The 25,036-nt window shown below is 70.1% G+C and carries 19 protein-coding genes; 7 read left to right on the top strand and 12 right to left on the bottom strand.

Going from position 1 to position 25,036, the window contains the following annotated elements; translation table 11 throughout:
• The first annotated feature begins 609 nt into the window (after positions 1-609).
• Positions 610-2,208, top strand: coding sequence for an MFS transporter (locus tag ACIRPT_RS23595; RefSeq protein WP_403830161.1), 1,599 nt, complete (start codon positions 610-612; stop codon positions 2,206-2,208).
• Positions 2,209-2,557: 349 nt separating this feature from the next.
• Here ACIRPT_RS23595 and ACIRPT_RS23590 read toward each other — a convergent pair whose 3' ends face one another.
• The 3 genes from ACIRPT_RS23590 to ACIRPT_RS23580 all read right to left on the bottom strand — a co-directional run bounded on the left by ACIRPT_RS23590 (position 2,558) and on the right by ACIRPT_RS23580 (position 4,640).
• Entirely contained in the window at positions 2,558-3,127 is a 570-nt protein-coding gene (locus ACIRPT_RS23590; RefSeq protein WP_403830158.1) for a hypothetical protein, read from the bottom strand.
• Between the two features lie 82 nt (positions 3,128-3,209).
• Positions 3,210-3,635 carry a hypothetical protein gene (locus tag ACIRPT_RS23585; protein ID WP_403830155.1) on the bottom strand — a complete coding sequence of 142 codons (426 nt, stop codon included), beginning with the start codon at positions 3,633-3,635 and terminating at the stop codon, positions 3,210-3,212.
• Between the two features lie 276 nt (positions 3,636-3,911).
• The gene (locus ACIRPT_RS23580; RefSeq protein WP_403830152.1) at positions 3,912-4,640 is read right to left on the bottom strand and encodes an SDR family oxidoreductase; all 729 of its coding nucleotides are present in this window, start codon (positions 4,638-4,640) and stop codon (positions 3,912-3,914) included.
• Positions 4,641-5,330: 690 nt separating this feature from the next.
• On the opposite strand from ACIRPT_RS23580, the gene ACIRPT_RS23575 reads away from it, so the two are divergent.
• Together ACIRPT_RS23575 and ACIRPT_RS23570 are read left to right on the top strand one after the other, a co-directional pair.
• On the top strand, positions 5,331-6,803 hold the full coding sequence (locus ACIRPT_RS23575; protein ID WP_403830149.1) for a transferase: 1,473 nt from the start codon (positions 5,331-5,333) through the stop codon (positions 6,801-6,803).
• A gap of 146 nt (positions 6,804-6,949) precedes the next feature.
• Positions 6,950-7,651: a DUF4328 domain-containing protein gene (locus ACIRPT_RS23570; RefSeq protein WP_403830146.1), complete on the top strand. Its 702-nt coding sequence runs from the start codon at positions 6,950-6,952 to the stop codon at positions 7,649-7,651.
• 75 nt (positions 7,652-7,726) lie between these two features.
• Here ACIRPT_RS23570 and ACIRPT_RS23565 read toward each other — a convergent pair whose 3' ends face one another.
• From ACIRPT_RS23565 to ACIRPT_RS23535, 7 genes are all read right to left on the bottom strand, one after another.
• On the bottom strand, positions 7,727-8,524 hold the full coding sequence (locus ACIRPT_RS23565) for a nitrilase-related carbon-nitrogen hydrolase (RefSeq protein WP_403830143.1): 798 nt from the start codon (positions 8,522-8,524) through the stop codon (positions 7,727-7,729).
• 589 nt (positions 8,525-9,113) lie between these two features.
• Positions 9,114-9,962: an SDR family oxidoreductase gene (locus ACIRPT_RS23560; RefSeq protein ID WP_403830140.1), complete on the bottom strand. Its 849-nt coding sequence runs from the start codon at positions 9,960-9,962 to the stop codon at positions 9,114-9,116.
• Positions 9,963-10,038: 76 nt separating this feature from the next.
• The gene (locus ACIRPT_RS23555) at positions 10,039-11,655 is read right to left on the bottom strand and encodes an MDR family MFS transporter (RefSeq protein ID WP_403830137.1); all 1,617 of its coding nucleotides are present in this window, start codon (positions 11,653-11,655) and stop codon (positions 10,039-10,041) included.
• 451 nt (positions 11,656-12,106) lie between these two features.
• Entirely contained in the window at positions 12,107-12,481 is a 375-nt protein-coding gene (locus ACIRPT_RS23550; RefSeq protein ID WP_403830605.1) for a VOC family protein, read from the bottom strand.
• A 217-nt stretch (positions 12,482-12,698) separates the two neighbouring features.
• A complete protein-coding gene (locus tag ACIRPT_RS23545; RefSeq protein ID WP_403830134.1) occupies positions 12,699-14,294 on the bottom strand; it encodes an amino acid adenylation domain-containing protein in 1,596 nt (531 codons plus the stop codon).
• Positions 14,295-14,591: 297 nt separating this feature from the next.
• Positions 14,592-15,479: a DUF2268 domain-containing protein gene (locus ACIRPT_RS23540; RefSeq protein WP_403830131.1), complete on the bottom strand. Its 888-nt coding sequence runs from the start codon at positions 15,477-15,479 to the stop codon at positions 14,592-14,594.
• 158 nt (positions 15,480-15,637) lie between these two features.
• Positions 15,638-16,153, bottom strand: a complete 516-nt coding sequence (locus tag ACIRPT_RS23535; protein ID WP_403830128.1) for a GNAT family N-acetyltransferase — start codon at positions 16,151-16,153, stop codon at positions 15,638-15,640.
• Positions 16,154-16,444: 291 nt separating this feature from the next.
• Between ACIRPT_RS23535 and ACIRPT_RS23530 the strand changes: the two genes are divergently transcribed.
• Positions 16,445-16,927, top strand: a complete 483-nt coding sequence (locus ACIRPT_RS23530) for a hypothetical protein (protein WP_403830125.1) — start codon at positions 16,445-16,447, stop codon at positions 16,925-16,927.
• A gap of 327 nt (positions 16,928-17,254) precedes the next feature.
• Complete coding sequence (locus ACIRPT_RS23525; RefSeq protein ID WP_403830122.1) at positions 17,255-19,576, top strand: tetratricopeptide repeat protein; 2,322 nt, start codon at positions 17,255-17,257, stop codon at positions 19,574-19,576.
• Between the two features lie 54 nt (positions 19,577-19,630).
• Here the strand turns inward: ACIRPT_RS23525 and ACIRPT_RS23520 are convergent, their stop codons facing one another.
• Positions 19,631-19,954: a hypothetical protein gene (locus ACIRPT_RS23520; protein ID WP_403830119.1), complete on the bottom strand. Its 324-nt coding sequence runs from the start codon at positions 19,952-19,954 to the stop codon at positions 19,631-19,633.
• 221 nt (positions 19,955-20,175) lie between these two features.
• Between ACIRPT_RS23520 and ACIRPT_RS23515 the strand changes: the two genes are divergently transcribed.
• A complete protein-coding gene (locus tag ACIRPT_RS23515; RefSeq protein WP_403830117.1) occupies positions 20,176-21,573 on the top strand; it encodes a tetratricopeptide repeat protein in 1,398 nt (465 codons plus the stop codon).
• A 105-nt stretch (positions 21,574-21,678) separates the two neighbouring features.
• Positions 21,679-23,514: a glycoside hydrolase family 15 protein gene (locus tag ACIRPT_RS23510; protein WP_403830114.1), complete on the top strand. Its 1,836-nt coding sequence runs from the start codon at positions 21,679-21,681 to the stop codon at positions 23,512-23,514.
• A 442-nt stretch (positions 23,515-23,956) separates the two neighbouring features.
• Here ACIRPT_RS23510 and ACIRPT_RS23505 read toward each other — a convergent pair whose 3' ends face one another.
• Complete coding sequence (locus tag ACIRPT_RS23505) at positions 23,957-24,688, bottom strand: hypothetical protein (protein ID WP_403830111.1); 732 nt, start codon at positions 24,686-24,688, stop codon at positions 23,957-23,959.
• Between the last annotated feature and the right edge of the window lie 348 nt (positions 24,689-25,036).

Here is a 25,036-nt window from a genome sequence, read left to right as displayed (position 1 = left end):
CCGAAGACCAGAGAGGGGTACGTGTCACCCAGCAGCTTGTAGTCCGCGGGCAGCCCCACACCAAGGCTCGTCTCCGCTTGCTCCCAGTCAATACCGGCGGGAGACGTACGCCGCAGAGCGGCCGGCCCGGGTACCGCTTGCTCCAGGGCCTGAATTGCTGACGCCGGTTCCGTCAGTCGTCGTTGCGGCACCTGGGTACCGATGAGAGCGTCATCCACGCGGGACAGCTTGCCAGGCCACCGTCGCCGATCTTGGCCGAGGTCCCGCCAAGAGCAGTGGCGTCCCCGTCCCATTGGCAGCGCGGTCAGTCCACCTTCGAGCTCCATCTCGGTTTTGTGGATGTGGTTGTTGTGTGCCGCGAGGACGCAGGCTCAGCCGCTCGTACGCGGGCGGACGAGCGAAGCGACACCGCGCAGACGCCGACCGGCGCCGGGCCACCGGCCGAAAACTCGCGCCGGGCGCCGTACACGCGCACGCCAATATTCCGGTGAGTTCAAGAGGCACCCTGGGTTCAACCGGGGGTTGAGGGCCATCGGCATATCCATCCCTGAACTACCGGCCAGCACGAGGGAAAGTCTCCGGGATCAGTTCAACGAAACACTTGAAGTCATGAATGCCCGAGACATCGAACCGCCCGGGGCGGAACCTGCAATCGAGAACCCCACGGGAGGAGCCGCCTCCGTTCGGCAACGGTGGTGGACGCTGCTGGCGGTGAGCGCGGCCCAGCTCCTCGTGGTCCTGGACGGGACGATCGTGAACATCGCACTGCCCTCCGCGCAGGACGCGCTCGGCATGTCCGACGTGAGCCGGCAATGGGCGATCACCGCGTACGCCCTGACCTTCGGCGGATTACTGCTGATCGGCGGCAGGGTCAGCGGCGCTCTCGGCCACCGGCGCACGTTCCTCATCGGCCTGGTCGGCTTCGCCGCCTCGTCCGCGCTGGGCGGGGCCGCCGTGGGCCCCGAGATGCTCTTCGGCGCCCGGGCGCTACAGGGTGTGTTCGCCGCCGGGCTCGCGCCCGCAGGGTTGTCGTTGTTAACGACGGCGTTCACCGAGCCGCGCGAACGCGGCCTGGCATTTGGCGTGTTCGCCGCGGTCGGTGCTGCCGGGTCGTCCCTCGGCCTGGTCGCAGGGGGACTGCTGACCGAGTGCGCCAGCTGGCGGTGGTGCTTGTACATCAACGTCCCGGTCGCTCTGTGCGCCGTGCTCGGCACGACATTCGTGCCTCCAGACCGCCCGATCCGAGGCGCCGGACGGCTCGACATCGCGGGGGCACTGCTCAGCGCCGCAGGCTTCGCGGCTGTGGTGTACGCCTTCAACGAAGCCGAACCGCTCGGCTGGGGTTCAGCGAAGGTGCTGGCGCTGCTGGCCGGCGGCGTTCTGCTGCTGGCCGCGTTCGTCGCCGTCGAGGTTCGCGCCTCCCGCCCGTTGTTGCCGATGCGCGTGCTCCTCCACCGCGGCCGTGCAGGTGCCTTCATCGCGATCACCCTGATGTTCGTCGCGATGTTCGGCTTTTACCTGTTCATGAGCTACTACACCCAGACCGCCCTCGGCTACTCGCCGGTCCAGGCGGGTCTCACACTGATCATCAACGCCCTGGCCGCTCTGCTCGGCTCCACCTTCATCGCCGGGAGGCTGCACGGGCGCGTCGCTCCCGTAATGCTGATCGTGCCTGGCCTTACCGCCGCGGCCGCCGGAATGCTCATCCTGACCCGCTTGACGCCGCAGAGTACGAACATCCTGCCGCTCTACCTGGCACCGTCCCTGGTACTCACCGGGCTCGGCCTCGGTTGCGTCATTCCCCCGACGGCCGGCCTGGCCACCGTGCACATCCACAGGGACGACATCGGAGCCGCGTCGGCCGCCTACCACGCCTCCCAGCAACTCGGAGCCGCACTCGGCACCGCACTGCTCAACACCATCGCAGCCGGCGCCACGGCCTCGTACCTGGCTTCAGCACGCCACGCCACACCGGCCGCGGCATCCGTCCACGGCTACACCACCGCCCTGACAGTCGCCTTCGGCATCCTCCTCGCCGCCGCATGCCTCGCCGCTCCGCTGACCAGGACCCGCACCACCACCACACGGGATCCCAGGACACAAGAGAATGCGCCGGATGCCCGAGGGCCGCGCAATGACTCCCGAGCCCGTCGGTACCAGAGAGGCGTAACGGCCAGCCGACCCAGGCCAGGGCCGCCGCACCGATGATGGCGGCCGCTGCCGCTATGCCGTTCCGGTGCTCCCCGATACGCATGCGTTCAGAATGACAGCGGCGTGCGGTGTGCGGCAGGTGTCCATGGCGGGGTCCGCGAGCAGAGCCTGCAGCAGGTCCGTCTCCATGCACTCCCCGCTCAAGATCAGTCCCGCACCAGCGCGTCAACAGCAACGGCAACGAACGGGCGGGTACGGGGGCAGCCATCGGGCCGCCAACTCAAGGAGTGAACGAAGCCCACCACGAAGCTCGGCATCGGCATCGGCATCGGCCTCGGCATCGGCATCGGCATCGGCATCGGCATCGGCATCCATCGTGGATGTCGGGATGGCTGCCCATCGCTGCTCACTCGTCGAAGTCGTGAAACCCGTACTCGACGTAGCCCCGGTCGATCAGCTCGTCCTCCAACTCGTCCTCGTCCAGATCATCAAGGTCGGCGAGGTCGTCGAGAGGGCCGTCGCCCAGCATGACGTAGTCGCCGTCCTTCGCGATCTCACCGACGAGCGGCGGAACGAGGACGCTGTCCCAGTCCACAGTGACCTCGATCGCGTCGTCGAAGTCCCTGGCGAACATCCCATCGGCAAGCTCGTTCTGCACCTTGTAGGGATCATCCGCGCCGACGGCGTAGCCGGTCGGCTTGCCCGATCCGCGGAACGTGATGTCCGGGTAGCCGTCCACTCGGATCGTGATGAACGGGTGGAGGTCGATCGAGCGTATTCGTTCGCCCCGCTGGTACACGTCCAGGGCCACATCGGCGCCGTAGTCGAAAAGCAGCCATACGTTGATCGAGTCTTTGACTTCGGAGTCCAGGGCGGCCATGGCCTCGTCGGGACTGCCGCAGATGTGGTGCGCGTCCTTCCGGGCACCGCCGGGGGACACACCGAATCTCAAGTCGTAGAAGCTCTTGGGCACCATGCACAGAAGCCTACGCAAGGGGTCTGACAGCCGGCTTCCGCCGCAGGGCCGGCACCGTGTCTGTCGGGCCGTCAGTGAGTCATCACGGGCTGGTGGTCGGCAGGTTGGCCGCCTGGAGCAGGTTGATTGCGCGTTCTCTGACCGGTTTGCCGCCCTGTGCCGTTCGGGCGCTGTGAGATCTCATGCCAGCGTCGCGAGGGTCTCGTCCGCCAGGTCGTGCAGGAAGGCGGGCCGCCTCGACGATCAGGTCCTCGTGCGGATGCCCGTAGGGGTGGTCGTTCACGATCCCCGAGAGGTTGCTCATGCGACTGTCGTGGTCCTGCGGCGCCCCCATCGGGATGCGGCGGACGCTGAACGGGGCGATCACGTCCGCGGCAAGGCGCGCCCACCCCGCGACGCTGCGCGGGCACAGCACCCGCCCGGCGTCGGTACCACCGTCCCGCACCGTCCGTTCGCCGGTCAGCGGCCCGTTGTCACCGGTCCAGATCTCGCCCCCCATCGAGTCCATCTCGGCCTCGTACGGATGGTCGCCGTGCGAGCAGGGCCGCTCACCCAGCACTTCGCCGCGGCGCGCAGGGCGTCGAGGGCGGCGCGCTCGGCTTTTTAGCCGGGGCGCCAGGCGAGGTGGCCCGACATCGCGCCCGGTGCGGTTCCCGGCCGTGCCCTGTTCGCCCCGGGACAGGCGGCGCTGATGGCGACGTTGCGAGGACTGGTTTCGTCAACGCCCGCCCCGGGGCCAGGGATCGGCTTCCGGGGCTCGCGCGTCTGCGAAGGCGCGAGCGAGTCAGGCGAGCCAATCGGTGTAGCGCGTGGGGGCGAGGTGAGCGTTCATATCGGTGAGGACGTCGCCCTTGACGACGGCGAACATGCCGGCAGTGGGGTCGGTAACGACCTTACGGTTGTCGCCCTTGCAGGACAGGGTGATCCGGCCCAGCTCATCCAGGGGGAAGACCTCGGGGCCGGCGACTTTGTGGATGCCACGCAGCGGGGTGCCCACGGCGACCTCCGCGACCGCGCGGGCCACGTCCTTGGAGGCGATCGGCTGGATCGGTGTGGCGGGCAGCCGGACGGTGTCACCCTCGGCGGTCCAGGACAGAACGGCGTCCATGAAGTCCATGAACTGCGTCGCCCGGACGATCGAGTAGGGGATCGGCCCGGCCGTGAGGATGTTCTCCTGGAGCGTCTTGGCCCGGTAGTAGTCCAGCTCCGGCACCTGGTCCACGCCGACGATCGACAGGATGACGAAGTGGCCGACGCCGCCCTTGTGGGCCGCGGCCAGAAGGTTGTCCATCGAGGTCTGGAAGAAGGCCAGGGAGGCTTCGTCGAAGGTCGGGGAGTTCGTCAGATTGACGACGACGTCGGCTCCCGTCACCGCCTCGTCCAGTCCCTTGCCGCTGAGGACGTCGACTCCGGTGGACGGCGAGTGCGGTACCGCCTCGTGCCCGGACGCGTTCAGATTCTTGACGACCTGTGACCCGATCAGCCCGGTACCGCCGATGACCGCGAGCTTCATGACATGCCTTTCGTAGAGAGGATGTCCGCAATATGGCATATGGACCCTCTGGATGTGGGCATGGCATGGGCCGAACGCGGACACGTTCTTGCCCGTAGGCGCCGATGCCCTCGCGGCTGTTCGAAGACAGGACGGCGGCGCGTAACGATGCCGTTCGCGGCCGTCCGAGGCCGGATTCGCCGCGATAGCCACAGGAGGCGCAGCGCACCCCCGCACGGCAGGCAGGCAACCGGCATCAGCGACGCCGAGGGCGCACGGCCGGATGCGGCTGCCCCATCAAGACCAAGGGGCCCGATCGGTAAGCGGCCCACCCCTGAAAGACGGTCAGCGCGCCCCGGCCGCAAGCCTGGGCGCGGGGCGCGCAAACCGTCCGAGCCACCGACGACAGCCCTCCAGGCACGTGCGGCCACCTGGACGGGCTTCGCAGCCCCCCGCACACTGGGGCGTGAACAGACGGAGGGCCCGCCGCTGTCCCGCGCAGCAGGCATGAGCGTGTCACTCCCGCCGTGGGGGCCGCTGCCCGACGGCACGCGCTCACGGGCTGAACCGGCCGCAGCCGGCGGGCCGAGGTCGCAGTACGGGACGGGGCCTGCGCCGGACGGCGGTGCTGGGGCGAGGTGAGGGGGTCGGCCGAGGTGTCCTCCGGCTTACGGGCGTTCGCGCCGGCTGGTCGCGGCGGTCGCGGTCGTCATGGCCTATGTCGCGCTGCACCTGGCGATCACGGCGGGCATGGACCTGCGGGCCCACGACCGCTTCCGCGGCGCCCCGGCGCGGGCCGCCGCGCTCACCGCCGCGCTGGACCGCTACGCCGACGGGGAGGCCTCTGCACGCGCTGAGATCCGCCAGGCAGACGCGTGGTTCGAGGCGAACGCCCCGTCAGGGGGAAGCCGGTCCGCGGTCTCCGCCGCCGCGCGCGACGCCGGCACAGGCAGGATCTCCCTGGCCCGCGGGCGTGTCGCCGATCTGGCAGCGGACGTCGGGCGGGACCGGGCGAAGCTCGACCGGGAACTGAGCTCGTCGCGCGCGGCCGCGCTGTACTGGGCGGCGCCCGCCGGGGTACTGCTCGTACCGGCGCTGTGGCTGCGGCGGCGTCGCCGGTCGGGCGCGGCGGAGGTCGTCGACGTGGTCAGCCGGTTCGTGCCGCGTCAGCCGTGGTGGCAGCGGCCGGTGTTCCTGGTGGCCGGCGGCGTCGGGTACGCGCTGTTCGCGGCGGGCGCCCTCGCCACCAATATGTCGCAGCAGCAGGGCTACAAGATGCCGCTGGAAGCGCAGGCGTTGTTGCTGGTCGGCGGCCTGGCCACGCTGGGGGCCGGGGTACTGACCCTGCGCTACACCCGCCCGCGCTCGGCGCGCGGCGCGGCCCAGGCCCTGCTGGCCGACGGCCGCAGACCCGTGCTCTACCTGCGCAGCTTCGCCGACGACGACACCGCGGCCCAGGTCGACGACGCGGCGTTCGTCAACATGCACTCGCGGGAGGAGCAGCTCGCGGGGGCGTTGGGCGCCGTCGGCCCCGTGATCGCGGTGGGCAGGCCCGGGGAGCCGCTGCCGCGGCTGGGAGCGGCGCGGTTCTACCTGCCGCTCGACGACTGGCAGCCCGCGGTGCTGCGGCTGATGGAGCTGTCCCAACTCATCGTGCTGCGCCTGGGACCGGGCGAGGGGCTGTGGTGGGAGGTCGAGCGGGCCCGCGCCACCCAGCCCGCGCGCAAGCTGGTGCTGCTGGCGCCGGGCGGGCCGCCGGGAGGACTGCCCGGCGTGGCCGAACGGCTGAACGAGCACCTGCCGACGCAATCCCGGCTGTACGAGGCGGCCGGGGGCGATCCCTGGACCTCCGCCGTCATCACCTTCGACGCCGAGTGGACGCCCCATGTGCATCCGGTGGGGCCCGTGCCCGGCGTCACGAGCCCGCCGGGCGCGCTCGTGCGCCGCAAGGCCCGCGCCATGAAGGCCGCACTGGCGTCGATGAGCCCGCTCACTCCCACGCACCACCTGGCCCGCGCCATGAAGGCCGCACTGGCATCCGTCGGGGTCCGTAAACGCACGATGGCCTGGAGGGCCACCATCGCCACACAGAGGTCGTTGGGGAAAGGCTTCACGCTGGTCGCGGGGCTGGCCCTGCTGTCCTGGCCGGCCTTCCGGGCACTGCGGTTGTCCGGCCTCTGGTAGCGCCCTTCCACAGCGGCAACATTCCCGCACAAATCACCATGAGGGAACGGGAGTTGACGGAAACCCGGGACGCAACGGGGCTGCGCCTCGTATCATCCTCCTGGCCTACGCAATGTCCGGCGATCGCACGAACTCCCGGGGGGATCGTGGACGGTCCACAGCAGGGCATGCCCGTGGACGCCGCGGGCCCGACCGGCGCGCAACAGCAGCAGCACAGGACGGTGAGCGGCCCGGCCTGCGCCGCCACGACACTGATCTTGCTGGCGCTCGTGGGCGGTGTGCTGGGCACGGTGTCCGACTGGCGCAACTACCTCGTCGTTCACGACTTCAGAGCCGGGGCGGCGACGGTCGCGGACCTCGAGGCGGCCGACACCTTCTCGAGGTCGGTGTCGATACCGGCGCTCGTGGTCTACGTCGCGGCCGGGGTGCTGTTCCTGGTCTGGTTGTGGCGGGCGCGGATCAACGCCGAGCTGTCGGGCGGCCCCGCCGCGCAGCGCCGGTCCCGAGCCTGGGTGGTCGCCGGCTGGTTCACGCCGGTGGCCAACCTGTGGTTCCCGTACCAGGTGGTGTCGGACATCTGGCGGGCCGGCGCGCCCCGGCAAGTGGCCCTCCGTGGCCTGGTCACCGCCTGGTGGGTGCTGTACGTCGCTGACACGATGATCAGCCGGACCCTCTCGGGGTTCTACCTGAAGGAGACGATCACCGAGGAGGGGCTGCGCAGCACGGCGAACCTGGCGACCCTGGGCACGGTGCTCGACGTGGCCGCCGGCGGGCTGATCGTCCTCATCATCAACCGGATCACCACATGGCAGAACCAGAAGCAGACGCTTGCCCAGAACGCGGCCTGAGGGAATCGAGCGCGCCCCCGCCTCCCGCTCCCTGCTCCCTGCTCCCTGCGGCGGCGCCCGCAGCGGTCCGCCGGCTCAACGCCCCCCGGGAGCTTCGATGGCCAGGACCCGGTCACGCAGCACCGGAAGTTCGGAGCGGATCCGGCCGACGTGGGCCATGTCGAAGTCCACCGTCACCGTCTCCTCCGCGGTCCGGGCCTCGCCCAGGACGGTTCCCCAGGGGTCGATGACCACGCTGTGACCGGCCTGCTCCATACCGCCGTGCGTTCCCACCGCGTCACAGGCCAGGAGGAAGACCTGTTCCTCCAAGGCCCTCGTGCGAGTGAGGAGCTGCCAATGGCCCAGCCGGGCCGCGGGCCATGCGGCGGGCACCACGGCCAGCTCCGCGCCCGCGTCGAGGAGGCCCCGGAAGAGTTCGGGGAAGCGGAGGTCGTAGCAGATGGCGAGGCCGATGACACCGAAATCGGTGGGCACGGAGACGATGTCGCGGCCCCCTCCCATCATGGTCGCCTCGCCCGTGTCGAAGCCGTATCGGTGGATCTTGCGGTAGTGACCGCGCAGGACGCCGGCCCGGTCGAAAAGGAGGGCGGAGTTGTACAGCGTCCCGTCCCCGTCCCGCTCGACGATCGATCCGGCGTGGAGCCACGCCCCGGCCTCACGCGCGGCGGCGGACATGACCTCGGCGGTGGGGCCGTCGATCCCTTCGGCGTCCTGCTCCCAGCGGTCGTAGGCCCAGGCGCCGGCCGTCCACAGCTCCGGCAGGACCACCAGATCGTCGCCCGCCCGGCCGCGGACCAGCGAAGCCGCCCTGCGGCGTCGGTCCTCGGCGGAGGCCGACGAATCCACGGACAGCTGTATCAACGAGGCGCGCATGGCTGTCACCTCCGTGAATGTCCCCGAGACCGTCTCCGCATGGCGCAGGGGAACACACGGGAACGCAACGGAACCTGTCCCTTCGAGCGTACGAAGCCATCTGCGCATCTCGCGCGCCGTGCGGGACGCCGTTCCGGATGCATCGAGGTGAACGTCCTCCCGGCGTCCACGGGGGTCACCCGAATCGCACGACGGGCTGTCGGCATGACAGCAGAATCGGGGGGAGCGGTACTCGCGTTCATCTTGTGATGAATTGCGACGGATTGTTCATCGCCCCGGACTCGTCGTGATCCCAGGCGCCGGTCTTCACGGTGCGGGCGACAGGGATACACGCGGGCCCTGAGGATCGTGAGCGGATCCGGCGGGACAGCGGTCACGGCCGCCAGGATCGTTTGCAGGACCGCCCCCGGCGTCCTCCCCACTCCGTGGCCGGTGACCGTTTTCCCGCGCGTGAGCCACAGGCGCATCACGGCGCTGAATGCCTGCCCTCCCGCCGGAGCGCCTCAACAGCGTGGGGCTGGTGTGCCCGGCGCCGGCCTCGCTGAGAGCGCCGGCCACACCAGACCCCACGCGCCGCGCGCGGGACGGCTCAGCCGAAGATGTGGATGTTCTCGTCGACCCAGTTGCGCAGGGTCAGCGGCGCCTTGCCGGTGATCCGCTCGACGGAGTCGGAGATCTTCCAGTCCCAGGCGGCGGACTGGCGCTTGAGCTCCAGCAGGGCTTCGAGACGGGGGCCGCGCCAGCCCAGGCGGTCGAACTCCGCCCGCGCTTCGGCCCTGGTGCGCTCGATGACCTTGACCTCCTGGCCGAGGACCTCGCCGACGATCTCGCCCTGGCGTTGCGGGCTGAGGGCCTCGCCGCCGGTGAGCGTATAGGCCTGGCCCTCGTGACCGGAGGTGGTGAGGACCGTGGCGGCCACGGAGGCGATGTCCCGTGGGTGGATCATGGCGGAGACCGGGTCGCCCTCTGTGACGTACATGGTCCGCTCCTTGCCGATGGTGTCGGCGTAACCGTGGAGATAGACCATGAAGGTGCCGGGGCGCAGGATGGTCCACCGGAGGCCGGAGTCCTGGACGACCTGTTCGCCCCGGCGGTGGCCGGAGGTCAGCGGGTCTGTCGCACCGAAGCCGACGCCGCTGGTGGAGAGCTTGACCAGGTGCTTGACGCCGGCTTCGCGGGCGGCCGCTACGAGGGTGCGTTCTTGGACCGGGCCCTGCGGGCCGTAGCCCGGTGGGACGACGAAGACGCGGTCGACGCCGGCCAGCGCCGCGGGGAGCGTCTCGGGCACATCGAAGTCGCCGGCGACGGCCTCGACGCCGTCGGGGAAGTCGGCCTTCTCGGGCGACCGGGTCATGGCCCGCACGGGCACGCCCGCGGCGGCGAACCGGGCGACGAGTTCGCTGCCGACATTGCCGGTGGCGCCGGTGATCAGAATCATGGGGGTATCTCCTTGGGCTGTACGGCACGGTCGCGGGCCGTGCGCAGGGGTCGGTCGTGGGATGGGTGCGGGTGAGTCAGGAAGCGCTACGGGACTCGGCGCTGCCGTGGGCGACAGCGTTGGAGTCCGTGTCGACGCCCGTGTCGACGTCCGCGAGCTTGATGTCCTTGAGGCACAGCGCGGCAATGACTCCGGCGAGGGCGATCGGGATGACCGCGTAGAAGATGGCGCGGAGCGAGTCCGCGTAGACGTCGGCGATTTCGCGGCGGACGGCGTGGGAGAGGCGTCCGAGCACCTCGGGCGAGAGTGAGCCGTCCTTGTCGATGCGGGCGCCGGATGATGCGTCGCCCAAGTGCTTCTGGAGTCCGGTGCCGAGGCGCGCGCTCATCAGGGCGGAGAAGAACGAGACGCCGAGCCCGGTGCCGAGTTGCCGCATGAGGTTGGCGGTGCCCTGCACGGCGCCGATGTCCTGCATGCTCGCGGTGTTCCGGGCGGCGAGGCTCAGGGCCTGGGAGTTGAGGCCGGCGGCGATCCCGAAGAGCAGGACATAGACGAGGGCGAGCGCAACACTCGTCTCGGGGCCTGCGGTGGAGAACACCACGGCGGCGACGGCGAAGGCGGTCATGCTGAGCACCGGGAACCAGCGGTAGGAGCCGGTGCGTGCGATGACCTTGGTGCTGATCCAGGCGGTCAGCACGACGCCGAGCATCATCGCGGTGAGGACGTAGCCGGACTCGTGCACGTCGAGGCCGAGGACGGTCTGGAGCCACAGGACCAGGTAGTTGAGCAGGCCCAGACCGATGAAACCGGCGATGAAGCCGAGGATGACCACGAGCGTGAAGGTCCGGTTGGCGAACAGCCGGAGCGGGATGACCGGGTCCACGGCACGGCGCTGGGAGAGGACGAACGCACCTACCGCGACGACGGACGCGGCGGCGAGACCGAGGATGACGGGGGAGGTCCAGGCGTAGGTGACGCCGGCCCACCCGGTGAGAAGGTTCAGGGCGACGATCGCGGTGACGAGGAGGATCACACCGGCCTGGTCGATGTGGGCCTTCTTCTTTGGCTGGGCGGGCAGGCGCAGCGTCGCGGAGACGACGGCCAGCACCACGCCACCGACGGGCAGGTTGACGAAGAACACCCAGCGCCAGCCGACGAGTTCGGTCAGGATGCCGCCGAGGGTGGGACCGCAGAGCGAGGCCGCACCGAAGGTGAGGGAGATCCAGCCGTAGTAGCGTGCGCCTTCGCGCGGGGAGAACATCTCGCCGATGAGGGCGAGGACGCAGATGAACAAGCCGCCGCTGCCGACGCCCTGGAGGACGCGGAAGGCGATGAGCTGACCCATCGTCTGGGCGAGGCTACAGAGCGCCGATCCGACGAGGAACATGAGGATGGCGGCCAGGAAGACGCGCTTGCGTCCGAACAGATCTCCCAGTTTGCCGTAGACGGGCGCGGCGGCGCTGCCGCCGATGAGGTAGCCGGTGGTGACCCAGCTGAACTGGTCGAGTCCGCCCAGGTCACTGACCACGCGGGGCAGTGCGGTGGCGACGATCTGCGAGTCGAGCAGGGAGAGGAAGACCGCCGCCATGAGGGTGAGGACGACGGCGCGGGTCCTGACCGACGGAGCTGGTGCGACGGGAGTGGCAGGAGCGGCGGGAGCGTCGATGGCAGGCTCGGATGGGCGGGAAGCCATGAGGAATCCTTGTAATCGACGAGCGGTGCCGTGGTGGTGCAGGCATCGCCCGGAGTGGGAGTACGCAGAACGAACTCAAGGAAGAACGCTGCCGTTGTCAGCAGCGGAGATGGGGTGGTCGGATCTCGTCCGACTCCGGCCCTTTGCGGGCCCTCTCAACCGCGTTGATCAGTCGTCAGCAGACGCGCTGATCGCGGTCCTTCATTGGTCGTTCTGCCTGTTCGCCACTTCCTCTGTTCGATTACGGGCGGACGGTCGGCACCGTAGCCGAAGGTCCGCGATCGGGGCAACCCGTATGCCCGTCAAGGCAATTGGTGTGGCCGGAGGGGGAGACCGCGGCTCGCTCGCCGGAAAACGTTCGACGAGCGAGCCAATTCGTCGTGGTCTGCGGCCGATTGACGGTGCCTGGCCGGTCACCGCGTTCCGGGTGCCCGACCAGGCACCGTCCCGGTTACAGGTAAGGGCGGGTGATCAGCTCGATCGCGTGACCTGCGGGGTCCTTGAAGTACACCCCCCGGCCTCCGTGCTCGTTGTTGATCTCGCCCGGGCGCCGCATCTGCGGATCGGCCCAGTGCTCGACGCCGCCGTCGCAGAGTCGCTGGTACGCCCGATCAAACAGCTCGTCGTCGATCAGGAACGCGTAATGCTGCATCTGGATGTCCACCGGCGGCTCGGCGAACTGAAGCAGTACGCCATCGGTGAGCTGGATGTTGATGAACGGGCCCCAGGACGGCGCTTCCGGAATTTCCAACAGGTCTCGGAAGAACCGGGCCGACTCGTTGCGGTCCTTGGCGGCGATGATGGTGTGGTTGAACGTGACTGGCATGTGGTTGGCCTCGCTGTTGTTCGACACGAAAAAGGACTCGCAGTGCACAAACGCTGGGAGGTCCGCGTGCCGAACTGAGGGGGTGCCTTCTGCGCACCCACTGTGCGATCAGCCCTCCACCGGGAGGCCAATCCGTGTGTGGCGTAGCGCCGGTCCGGTGTTCACGTCGGGTGATATTACTTGATCTTGCTGATTGCGGCAAGAGAATTTATGCGCCTCACCTGCGGGCCGCCCCGTCGTCCAGCCAGCGGCGCAGCGCGGTGCGGTCCACCTTGCCGTTCGCGTTCAGCGGCATGGTGTCGATGGCGTGCACCGACTTGGGCACCATGTAGGGCGGCAGGCTGTCCGCGGACGCCTCGGCCACGGCGGCCGGATCCGCCGCTCCGCGCATCACCGCGGTGATCGTTGCCGGGTCCGGCCACATCAGGCACACGGCCTCCGTCGCCCCATAGCGGCGCAGCGCCGCTTCGATCTCGCCCAGTTCGATCCGGTAGCCGTCGACCTTGACCTGCTGGTCGTTGCGGCCGATGCAGACCAACTGGCCGTGATGCATCCGCACCAGGTCGCCCGTGCGGAAGTACGTCTTGCCCTCGCGGGTGAGGAAGCGCTCAGCGGTCGGCTCGGGTGCCTGCCAGTAGCCGGGGGTGGTCTGGGGGCCGGCCACGCACAGTTCGCCGGTGGCGCCGTCCGCGACGGGTGCGAGGTCCTCGTCCAGGATGAGCGTTTGCAGGCCGGGGTACGGCAGGCCGATCGGCGCGTTGTCGTGCACGCACAGCGCGGGACTCGTTTGCGGGTCCCAGCGGTAGACCGTGCAGGCGATGGTCAGCTCGGTCGGGCCGTAGAGGTTCTCCACGGTCGATCCGGGGGCGGCGGTCTGCCAGGCCTCGGCGGTGGCCCTGGGCAGCGCCTCGCCGCAGAACAGGCTCCAGCGCAGGGTCGGCATCGATCCGGGCGTCAGAGCGCCCCGCTCGCGCAGCGCCGCGGCTACGGACGGTACGGAGAACCAGACGGTGATCCCGTTTCGTTCCAGGTAGGGAAAGGGCGCGGGCAGCTCCAGGGGGTCCATCGCGCAGACCCGGGCGCCGTTCTCCCAGGCCATGAACAGGTCGAAGACCGACAGGTCGAAGGTCTGGTCGCCGATTTGGGTGAGCCGGTCGTCGGGGGTGAGCCGGTAGCGGTCCTGGTTCGCGTCGAGGAAGGACCGGACGTTGGCGTGGGTGATGGGGACTTGCTTGGGCTCGCCGGTGCTGCCGGAGGTGAAAAGCACGTACGCCAGGTCTTCGGGGCCGGCCTCGGGCATCTGGTCCAGCGGGGCGGCGGCCGCGAGGTCGGCCGCGTCCAGGACCGGGCCGTGGCCGCCACCGTCGCCGTCGCCGTCGCCGAGATGCGGGACGCCTGCGCGCGGGCTGTCGGGCAGCAGCACGGCCGGCCGCCGCGGCAGGCCCCGGAGCAGCTGCGGCAGCTGGGGCAGCGATGCCTCGTCGACGATCAGCGCGTCGAGGCCGGACCGCTCCAGCATGGTCCGGGTCCGCCGCAGCGGGAGCTCACGGTTCAGCGGGACGAAGGCCGCTCCGGCGAACAGCGCGGCGGCCACCCCCACGTACGCGGCCTGGTTACGGGAGGCCAGGACACCGACCCGCCGCGGCCGGGGTCCGGCCGCCTCGACGAGCAAGGACGCCCACTGCCGGGCGGTGTGCGCAACCTCCTGGTAGGTGTACTCGCGCCGGCCGATGGTCAGCGCAATGTGGTCGGGAAGGGTGTGGGCATGGTGCAGGAGTCCGACGCCCAGGCGTCGGTTCAGCGCCGTGAGCATCTCAATTCCGCGCAAGCGAGGCGGCCCGGGACCTGGTGCGGGCCTGGCGGCGGTGGACGGGGACAACGTGGCGGCGGGCGCCGGGGGCCGGGGGATGCAGCGGGAGGCGGGGGCGGGGTACGTCGCTCATGGTGTCCACCCTGCCGACCGCCGGCGCGCGGCGCCTGTTGGCGGGCTGCGGTCAGGGGACGCCGCCGATTGCCGGGAGCGGCGCAGCGGCGGCTTGTTCACCCGCTCGGCCCCCTGCGTCTGCGGAAGCCCGGGGCGCGCCGGTCCCCCGCACCGGTCCCCCGCCGGTCACGCGCCGGTCGGCACGCCCGCGTTCGTGAGGATCTCGCGTGCGGGCAGCGCGGTGCTCTGGGCGGCCGTCAGGCCGGAGGCCGCCAGGTGGGCGTCCACGATCCGTAGGCCGGCCGCATAGCCGGCGAAGTCCGGCAGTCCGACGGGCCGCTGTCCCATGCGCTCCGCGGTGGCGTCGCCGAACACGTACGCGGGCAGGTTCGGCATCCCGGCCACATCGATCCCGGCCGCGATCTTCTCGTGGACGTGGTCCAGTTCCGCGCCGGAGAGCGCCGTCGTCCAGGGCCCCATGGCCCGCTCCCCCGCCAGTTCGCGTACGAACGCCTCGGCCAGTCCTTCGGCGACGACCTGCTCGCCAACCGTGACCGTCATCGGGTTCCAGGCCACATTGGCGTAGCGCACGTTGTGATGGAGTTCGTGCGCGGCGGCGTGGCCGATCTTCGCCAGGCTGGTCTCGGTGGGCCACATCGTCAGCTGGATCGCGCCCGGGATACCGCCCATGCCGAGGTAGCCGGCGTTGCGGACCGTCAGGAGGTCGTCGTCGGGGTTGCCGAGCACCAGGACCACATGCACGGTCTCGGCGCTCTTGATTCCGGGCACCGCACCGTTCAGCCGCTCCCACGCCGCGGCGAGGCGGTCCTCGATCTGGTTCCACACCCCCGCGCCCCGCATCTGCTCCAGGGCCGTCAGGTAGCGCGGGTCCTCACCATCGATCCGGAAGCCGCTGCCCATCTGGTGCATCTGCGTCATGTCGATGTCGCCCACCGTGGACATCACCCTTTGCAGGGGGCGGTAAATCTCTCGTAGGGCGTCGAGCCGCTCCTCCACCGGACGGTGCAGGAGATCGAGCATGGCGGACGCCGTGTCATGAACCACTGTCTTCATGGCACCGGACCGTAGGGGCTTACGTTGCGGCAAGTGCAAGTCGTGCAGGCGGACGGCCGGAGCGGCCGACGGCGGATCCCGGCGCCCGGCCGCTGAAATCCGGGCCGGGGAGACCGGCAGCGGGACCGTTCCGCTCCGCTGCCGGTCTCCCCTCGGAATCACTGCGAGGACGGATCCGGTGCCGTGGTGCGGAAGCGGGCCGTGGTGGCGTCGTCGCTCCAGCGCCGCAGCCCGGCCTTCTCCAGTACGCGCACCGAGGCCGGGTTCGACAGCTCCACGTTCGCGTACACCGTGTGCACGCCCGGTGCGGTCAGGGCGAACGCCACGAGGGCGCGGCCGGCCTCGGAGGCGTAGCCGCGGCCTCGGCGTGAGGCGACGATGCCGTAGCCGAGTTCGAGGGAGCCGTCGTTGGGGGGCCAGAACAGGCCGATGGACCCGATCACCGAGCCGCTGGAACGCTCGATGACCTGGCGGTGGCCGTACGCGTTCAGCCCCTCGGGGGCTTCGGTCAGGATCTGGGCGATGACACGGTCGCCCTCGGCGGGGAAGTCCTGTGCCCAGTGCGTCAGATGGGCATCGCTGACAACAGCGGTGAGTTCGTCGGTGGACCATGGCCGCAGCACGAGGCGGTCAGTGGTCAGATCCGTACCGGTGAGTGAGAAGAAGGAAGACACGCGACACTCCTGGTCGTTCGGACGACCGGGCCGCAGCCTGTCGGCGCGCGACCCGGACATGGGCATGCTGATGAAGCGTCTGGCGGGCCATATTCATCAACCTCCCTTGTCGCAGCGGTCGCCATGCATCTCGCACCTGGCGTGTGGCCAGAAAATAACAAGCGCGGCCGGGCGCTGCCAGCGAATTGATGGCCGGGCGGCGGGCGGCGGCCTCGCCCGGCTCCCCGGGCGAGGTGCCAGGACAGGCTCTAAGCTCGGCGAGGGGCCGAGAACCGATCCTGGAGGCTCCCCATGGTGCAGTTGCCCGAGCCGCGTGATGTGGCCCCGCGTGTGGCCACCGGCGCCTTCATCCTCAATTCCGGGCTGACGAAATGGCGGGCGGACCAGGCGACCGCCGAGGGCGTGCACGGCATGGCCTGTGCGGCGTATCCCTTTCTGGAACGGATCCCCGCCGAGCGGTTCACCCGGTTGCTGGCGTGCTCGGAGCTCGCGGTCGGCGGTGCGCTGCTCGTCCCGTTCGTACCGAGCCGGCTGGCCGGGCTGGCGCTGACCGGGCTCTCTGGTGGCCTGGTCGGGCTGTATCTGCGGCTGCCGGGCATGCGGCAGCCCGGGGGTCTGCGGCCGACGGAGGAAGGTGTTGCGCTGGCCAAGGACAGCTGGATGCTGGGGATCGGACTGGGGTTCCTGAGCGCTCCGTGCCGCGGCCGGCGGTCCGCGACGGCTCGGTGCCGGGATCGCCGTATCGGGCGCCGCTCGCCCGATCGGCGTCGCTGACCTGGGGCGGGGGTTGGTCACCCGGTCGGCCGCGTGGGCCGGGCAGCGCGGTGTCGCCGCCGAGAAGCGCAACGAGCGGTGGAACGCGCAGCGCGGCGTAACGCAGGAGAGCGTCGTTCCCTCGAAGTGGGCTGGTCAGCCGGTGTTCCCGGATGGCCGGTTGCCCTAGGGTGACGCTGTCGATGATGTTGGCTGGAGGGGGACGGCCGTGGGTGCACGGATCTCGGCGTTAGCGGGCGCGGCTGGGACAACGCGGGGCGGGCAGAGGGAGACCGGCCGGGGTGGCGGCCGACCCCACGTTCTGCGGATCGACGGGACGGCGGGGTCGTGAGCGAGGACTACGCGCCGCATGCCGCGGCCTACGGGCAGGGGCGGATCTTCCAGTCCGAGCGGGACATCCAGATCACCGAACACCATCACCACGGCGCGTCGGAGGCGATGCGGGTGCCAACGGGGCCCGCCTCGGTGCGGGTTCCGCTGTCGGCACCGCTGCGCACGGCGCTGCGTGACCGGGAGGAGCTGCGCGAGGAACTCGCGGCCGAGCTGGGCGCCGGTGGCGGAGTGCATGTGCTGCACGGCTTCGGCGGCTGCGGGAAGACCGCGGTGGCACGGTGGTTGTTCGACCAGGCGGCTCCGTCGGGGGTGGCGCTGTGGGTGGATGCCTCCACCGAGTCGCAGCTGCGCGCGGGCATGCTTGCCGTGGCGGCGGACCGGGGAGCGGGACCGGAGGAGGTCAGGGCCGCGCAGGAGGGGCGGCGGGCCGCGGCCGACCTGGTGTGGCAGCGGCTGGACGCGTCTGCGGAGCCATGGCTGCTGGTACTGGACAACGCGGACGATCCGCGGCCGCTGCGGGACGGCTGGCTGCGCGCCTCGGCGCGGGGGACGGTGCTGGTGACGTCCCGTCAGGCCGACGACCCGGCCTGGAGCGGTGTACGGGCCCGGATGCACCGGGTGGCGGAGCTGCCTGTGGTGGAGGCGGCACAGCTGCTCCACGACCTGGCGCCCGGCGTCCACCAGCCGGAGGCGACACGGCGGCTGGCGCAGCGGCTGGGGTGTCATCCGCTGGCTCTGACGCTGGCCGGAGGGTTTCTGTCGCAGCAGGTGCTCGAGAGCTGGACCGTCGAGGAGTACTTGGTGCGGCTGGGTGAGGATCCCGTTGGCTTGCTCGATCGGGGCGCGGGTCTGGAGAGCGGGGCTCGGGAGAGGCTGAGCCGCACCTGGCAGCTGTCGCTGGATGCCCTGGCACAGCGCGGACTTCCCGAAGCCGTGGGCGTGCTGCGGTTGTTGGCGTGCTGGGGGCACGCACCGGTACCCGTCGGTCTGCTCGCCCCCTCCGCGGTGCTGGCGGTGGGCGTGCCCGGGGTCGCGGCGGAGCGGATCGAAGCGGGGCTGCGTGGTCTGCTGTCGGCATCGCTGGTGGATCTGATCGAGGTGCCCGGCGGAGCCGCCGGACGGCCCCAGCGGTGTCTGACCGCACATGGTCTGCTGCTGGAGACGGTTGCGGCGGGCGTGCCGCCCGAGCGGCGCGCGCCGTTGTACGAAGCGGCTGCCGAGCTCGTGAACAGGGCCGTGCCCGAGGACGGGGACACGGGCACGGCGCGGCTGGTGGAGCCGCATGTCCTTGCGTTGCTGGAGAACGGCGTCACCGCCGACGCGGTACTGGATGCGGCGCGCCGCCTGCGGGACGCGCACGACGCGGGGGGCCGGTGGGCCGATGCGCTGCCCTTCGCCGCGGGCATCGCGAAGGCCGGTACGGCGGAGGCCGGTGCTTCGCAGGGGGCCTACCGGGACGTTGGTGCGGTCGCCGACGCCATCGCCCTGGGGAAGGTCACCGACCTGAGCGGAGACTTGTCGGGAGCGGAGCCCGTGCTCAGGGGGGCGTTGGACGCCGCGACGGCGTGGGCGGATGAGGCACCGCTGCTCCTGGCCGAAGCGTGCATCCGGCTGTCCGGCCTCTACGGCAGGAGCGACCGGCTCGCGGAGGCCATCCAACTGGCCCGTGACGCCCATGAGATCACGCAGCGTGTTCTGGGGCCGGCACACGCCGAGACCGCCGAGACGATCTATCTGGAGGTGGATCACCAGTCCTTGCTGGGGCGCTTCGGGATCGCGCTGCGTCTCGCCCGGCAGCTGACGGATCTGCTGCCGGACCTCCACGGGAAGCGAAGCGAGGACGTCGCCGTGCGTTCCGTCCTGATGACGGCGGCCACGAAGCGGGCGGCGCTGGTGGCTGCGCGGATCCCTGGAGCCACGGTGGAGGACGAGGTACCCGAGCTCAGCTGGGACCAGGTCGGGCGGGAGTCCCAAGAGGCACTCCAGGCTCATATTGCCTACTACGGACCCGATCACGCCCGTACGGCGGCAGCCCGGCACAACCACGCGCTGACCTCCTGGGAACGCGGCGACCAGGAGACGGCGATCGCCACGATGCGCCGGGCGATCGCCACGCGTCGGGTGGAGCTGGGCGATGAGCATCCGTTCACCCTCGAGGCGATCGCGGAGCTGGCCCGGATGCTGGCGCTCAAGGGCGACATCCAGGAGGCGGCCCGCCTCGCGGAGAACGCCCATGCCGAGGCGCTGCGCACGCTCGGTCCCGACCACCGCATCACGGCGCTGTGTGCCGTGGCACGGGAGGCCGCCGGGCGGTGAACCGCTCGCCCGGGGCGGCGCAGTGAGCGGCCGTCGGACCGGGCCAGGCAGAGGTCAGTCCCCGTGGGGCCGTCGGTCCGGCAGTTCGGCATCCGTCGGATGGCCGATCCCGACGGCCGCGGCTGCGACGGCCTTCAGGGACGTTGTGGCGTTCAGCGCGCGGACCGTCCGCCGGTTGAGTGGGCGAAGGTCGTACACGCGGCGCACCGCGTCGAGGTCCACCGTCGTCTCGTAGTAGTCCTCGGCGAACTCCTTGAATGCTTCCGGCGTCGGTGTGGTCAGCGGCTGGAACAGCCAGTCGGCGCCGTCGGGATCCGCATACCCGTCGGGGAAGTCGATCTCTCCCGCTTGCCACCGGTCGCCCCTGCCTCCCGCCACAGGCAGGCGGTTACTCGGGGGGACCCTGCTCCCCCGAGCAGGCCGACACGAATGAGGGATTCCGCCGTGGCGCCCGAGTCGCTCTTTCCGCGGCGCCGCCGGTTGGCCACGATGGAACAGCACAGGGACGGCGAGCGAGCGCCGCGGCGCGACGGTGGCGACGGCACGCACGGCGCTCCTCCTGCCGGCCCCGCCCGCAATCGCCACCCCGGGAGCAACCTATGACAGCGGACCGTCACGGGCACCGCATGAGCGACACCGGCGCCGAGGCCGCCGCTCACTACGAACAGGCCCTCGACGACCTGCTGTTCTTCCGGCCCGAGGTCGTGCGGAGCGCACAGGCGGCGCTCGCCGCCTCGCCGAGGTCGGTCATGGGACAGGCCCTGGGCGCGTACCTGGGAGTGCTGGGTACCGAGGAGAAGGACGCGGCCGCCGCCCGGGAGGCGTTCGCGCGCTTCCGCTCCGGCCTCGACGAGGGTGCCCCCACCCGACGCGAGCGGATGCACCTCGCCGCCGTCACCGCCTGCCTGGACGGGGACATCCACGGCGCCGGCCGCCTCCTGGAAGACCTCACCGTCGCCTACCCCCGCGACGCGCTGGCGCTCTTCGTGGGGCATCAGATCGACTTCCTCACCGGCAATGCCCCGCGCCTGCGCGACCGCATCGGTGGAGCGCTGGGCGCCTGGAGCGACGACGACCGCCATCACGGCCCGCTGCTGGGCATGTACGCGTTCGGCCTGGAGGAGACCGGGCACTACGAACGCGCCGAGGATGCCGCCCTGGCGGCGCTCGCCCAGCACCCGCGCGACGTCTGGGGAATCCACGCCGCGGTGCACACCTACGAGATGCGGGACCGTTTCACGGACGGCATCCGCTTCCTTGACGCCCGGACCGACGACTGGGCGGCCGGCACCCTGCTCACCGTCCACAACTGGTGGCACTACGCCCTCTACTCCCTGGAGCGGGGCGACACCGCCCGCGTGCTGGAGATCTACGACCGCGCCATCCACCACGACGCCTCGCCGGGCGCGGCGATGCAGCTCCTGGACGCCGCCGCCCTGCTGTGGCGGCTCCACCTGGCGGGGAACGACCAGAGCGCACGGTGGGCGCGGCTCGCCGACGCCTGGGAAGGCCGCCAGGACGGCGCCCACTACGCCTTCAACGACGTGCACGCCGTGATGGCGTACGTGGGGGCGGGCCGCCTCACCCAGGCCGAGCGCCTGGTAGGTGACCGTCAGCAGTGGGTGGCCGGCGCGGCACCCAGTGTCACCAATCGCGCCATGACCACCGACATCGGCCTGCCGGTCTGCCGCGCGCTGATCGCCTACGGCCGGCGGGACTGGGAGCGGGCCGCCGATCTGCTGCTGCCGCTGCGGCACCGCCTCCACACCTTCGGCGGCAGTCACGCCCAGCGGGACGCCGTCCAGCGCACCCTCGTTGAGGCGGCCCTCCGCGCCGGCCACGCCGACCTCGCCCGGACGCTGCTGAGCGAACGCATCCAGCTTCGCCCCTTGTGCCCGTACAACTGGTCGGCCCAGGCCCGCCTCGAAGAGCACCTCGGCAACGACACACAAGCCGCGGCCGCCCAGGAACGCGCCGGCGCGGGGACATCCCCCTGACACGGCGCCCCTCAGGCACCCCCGGAGCCCCGTTCTCGCCCCTCGCCACCCCACCCCCGGAGGTACCCTGAATCCAGCGCTCTGCCCCCACGCCGGGGAGGTCACATGACCACCTGCGAAAGCCTCCGCCCCCGTAAAGCGGACGCTCCCCGCTACACCCCCATCGCCGAGCACGGGCTGATCGGGGACATGCGCACGGCCGCCCTGGTCGGCACGAACGGCACCATCGACTGGTACTGCTGCACCCGCTTCGACGCGCCCAGCGTCTTCGCGGCCCTCCTCGACGCGGACCGCGGTGGCGCCTTCGAACTCGCCCCGGATGTGCCCGCGCGCACCAAGCAGTTCTACTTCCCCGACACCAACATCCTGATCACCCGCTTCTTCGCCGACAACGGTGTGGGCGAGGTCCAGGACTTCATGCCGATCGTCGACGACTCGCGTGAGGCGGACCGGCACCGCCTGATCCGGCGGGTGCTGTGCGTACGCGGGTCGCTGCCGTTCACCGCCCGTGTGGCGCCCCGCTTCGACTACGGCCGGCACGCCCACACGGTCGGCACCCAGCAAGGCCAGACCCTCTTCCGCTCCCCCGACCTCTCCCTCGCGCTGACGTCCAGCGTCCCGGTCGAAACCGACGGCGTCGACGCGCGGGCCTCCTTCACCCTGGCGGAGGGCGAGTCGGCCGTCTTCGCGCTCGACCGGATCGGCGACGGCGTCCAGCCGCGTTCCTGTGCGGTGCTGGAGGCGGAAGAACTGTTCGGCGCCACGGTGCGGTACTGGCGCACCTGGCTGTCGCAGTCGCGCTACCGGGGACGATGGCGGGAGATGGTGCACCGCTCGGCGCTCACGCTCAAACTCCTCACCTACGCGCCGACCGGCGCCATCGTGGCCGCTCCCACGACCGGTCTCCCCGAACAGATCGGCGGCGAGCGCAACTGGGACTACCGCTATGTATGGGTGCGAGACGCCGCCTTCTGCATCTACGCCCTGCTCAGGCTCGGCTTCACCGACGAGGCCAAGGCCTTTGTGCATTTCCTGTCCGAGGAAATCTGCCTGAGTCACGGCAGCGGCGGCCCGCTACAGATCATGTACGGCATCGACGGCCGCAGCGAACTGCCCGAGGAAGAACTCCTCCACCTCGAAGGGCATCTCGGCTCCGCGCCCGTCCGGATCGGCAACAACGCCGTCAATCAGCTGCAGCTCGATATCTACGGTGCCCTCATCGACTCCCTCTATCTCTACGACAAATGGGGCGAGCCGCTCTCCAGCGATCACTGGGACACCGTCGGAAAACTCGTCGACTGGGTCTGCGCCAACTGGGACCAGCCCGACGAGGGGATATGGGAGACCCGCGGAAAAATCCAGAACTTCCTCTACTCGCAGCTGATGTGCTGGGTGGCGATCGAACGGGCGATACGGATCGCGACCCACCGCGGTCTGCCGGCGGACATGCCGCGCTGGGCGGGCACGCGCGACGCGATCTACCGCCGGATCATGCAACGCGGCTGGTCCCCCGAGCGAAAGGCATTCGTCCAGCACGAAGGCGACGAGGTCCTGGACGCCGCCGTGCTGATGATGCCGCTGGCGAAATTCATCTCCCCCACCGACCCGAAATGGCTCGCCACGCTGGAAACGCTGGGTGAGGAGCTGGTCTCCGATTCGCTGGTCTACCGCTACGACCCCAAGAGCAGCCCCGACGGACTGCGCGGAGAAGAAGGCACCTTCTCCATCTGCTCCTTCTGGTACGTCGAAGCCCTCTCCCGCGCCGGCCGCGTGGACGAAGCCCGGCTGGCCTTCGAGAAAATGCTCACCTACGCCAATCACCTCGGCCTCTACGCCGAAGAAATCGGCCGCACCGGCGAACAGATAGGCAACTTCCCGCAGGCTTTCACCCATCTCGCGCTCATCAGCGCGGCGTTCAACCTCGACCGGACCTTGGGGTAGCGGCGGTCACGGCGGGAAAGCGCGGCGGCGTGCCGGGAAAAGGAGCGGGCCCGGGGGCGTAGCCTGCCCCCGAGCCCTGTGATGCCACCGCATTGCACACGCCGGCACGGTGGAGAGCGCGGGTCAGTCATCATGTCGTCGTGTTCTGCCTTTGAACTACCGCGCATCGGCAAAAGAGCTGCACGGGCCGGACTTGAACCGGCATCCGACGACCGGGCCCGGCCCGGTCGATCCGGCGATCGGTGGCGACTACTGAGACTGGAGCAAGAGTCTGAGATTGATTGCGGTCCGCCTCTGCCGAGTTGGGCTACCGCGGCCCGTAAGTGCCGCGGGGAGGACTTGAACCTCCACTGGAAACCGCATTCGTCACGACAAACTTCAGTTTCAGCTTGCGCTCCTCGCGCACCCCGGACGAATCAAAGCGCCCGGGGAGTTATGGACGCTACCCGAACAGGTAGCCGAAGACGACCTCACCCACGCGTTCGTCGGTGACCTCGGCGCCATTCGCCTCTTCACGGGCGAATTTTACCGCCTGCTGCAACTTCTCCACCCTGTCCAGCAGTTCGTTCACCCGCCGTGCGGGCAGCGCACCGGAGAACTTCACGGTCGTCCAGTAACCGACCGGGACATCCTCGTAGTACACATCCACCTGCGCCGGATGCTTGTCGGTGGCCTCCGCCTTCACGTGGTTGCGGGGCACCTTCTTGGTCCGCACGGTCCTGACCGGCTCGGTCTTCCAGGCATCCGTCGAGGGATCCTGGACCCAGGACTCGGAAGCGTCCAGCACCGGCAGTTTCCGTATAAAGGTGTTCACATCGGTGAGCTGCTTTTCAAGGAACAGCAGATACGAGACCGGCACCTGACTGAGGAGCGTCCGCCCCTCCACCTTCACATCGGCGCGCGCCGTGCAGTTGGCCCAGTCCTTGGTGGCGGTCACATCAAACAGCCGCGTCAGCGTCGCGGCCGTATCGCGGAGCACGTCCTCGGCCTTCACCTGCACCCGCGTCGCCTCGGGTGGCAGTTGCTCGCCCTCTTCGTCCTTGGGCTGATACGTACGGGAGATTCCGGCCAGGAGCGCGGGCTTCTGCAACCCGTGGTGAGCGGCCGTCAAATCCTGATGAGTCTTGGACTTGATGCCCTTCTCCACGGCAATGATCTGATTGAGTTTCGCCACTTCCGCAACATAGCAGCGCCCGCCTCCGTCAGCCGAATGTTTTTTCGAGCCGTCAAGACCTTGAGGTGCGGCACCCCCGGCGCCCCGCGGAGGCCACAGCCGCGCGGACCGAAGACTCACGACGCCGAAGTGACACCATTCGGCACCGTGATGGCACCACCGTCGCTCGACCCGAAATCACCGGCACAAAACCGCAGTTCACCGCCCTGCTGCCGACACTTCACGACCCCCTTGCCCCCAAGGTTGCGCCATCGACACTTGTCATGGCGCCAAAGTGATGCCATTGTGGGGCCATGGACCTCACCCCCTACGTCGACGAACTCCGCGCCGAGCTCGCCGCCGCCGCGG

Origin of the sequence: Streptomyces sp. NPDC101227 (assembly GCF_044767545.1) — a bacterium.
Lineage (GTDB): Bacteria > Actinomycetota > Actinomycetes > Streptomycetales > Streptomycetaceae > Streptomyces.
This window is presented reverse-complemented; position numbering and strand designations above follow the sequence as displayed.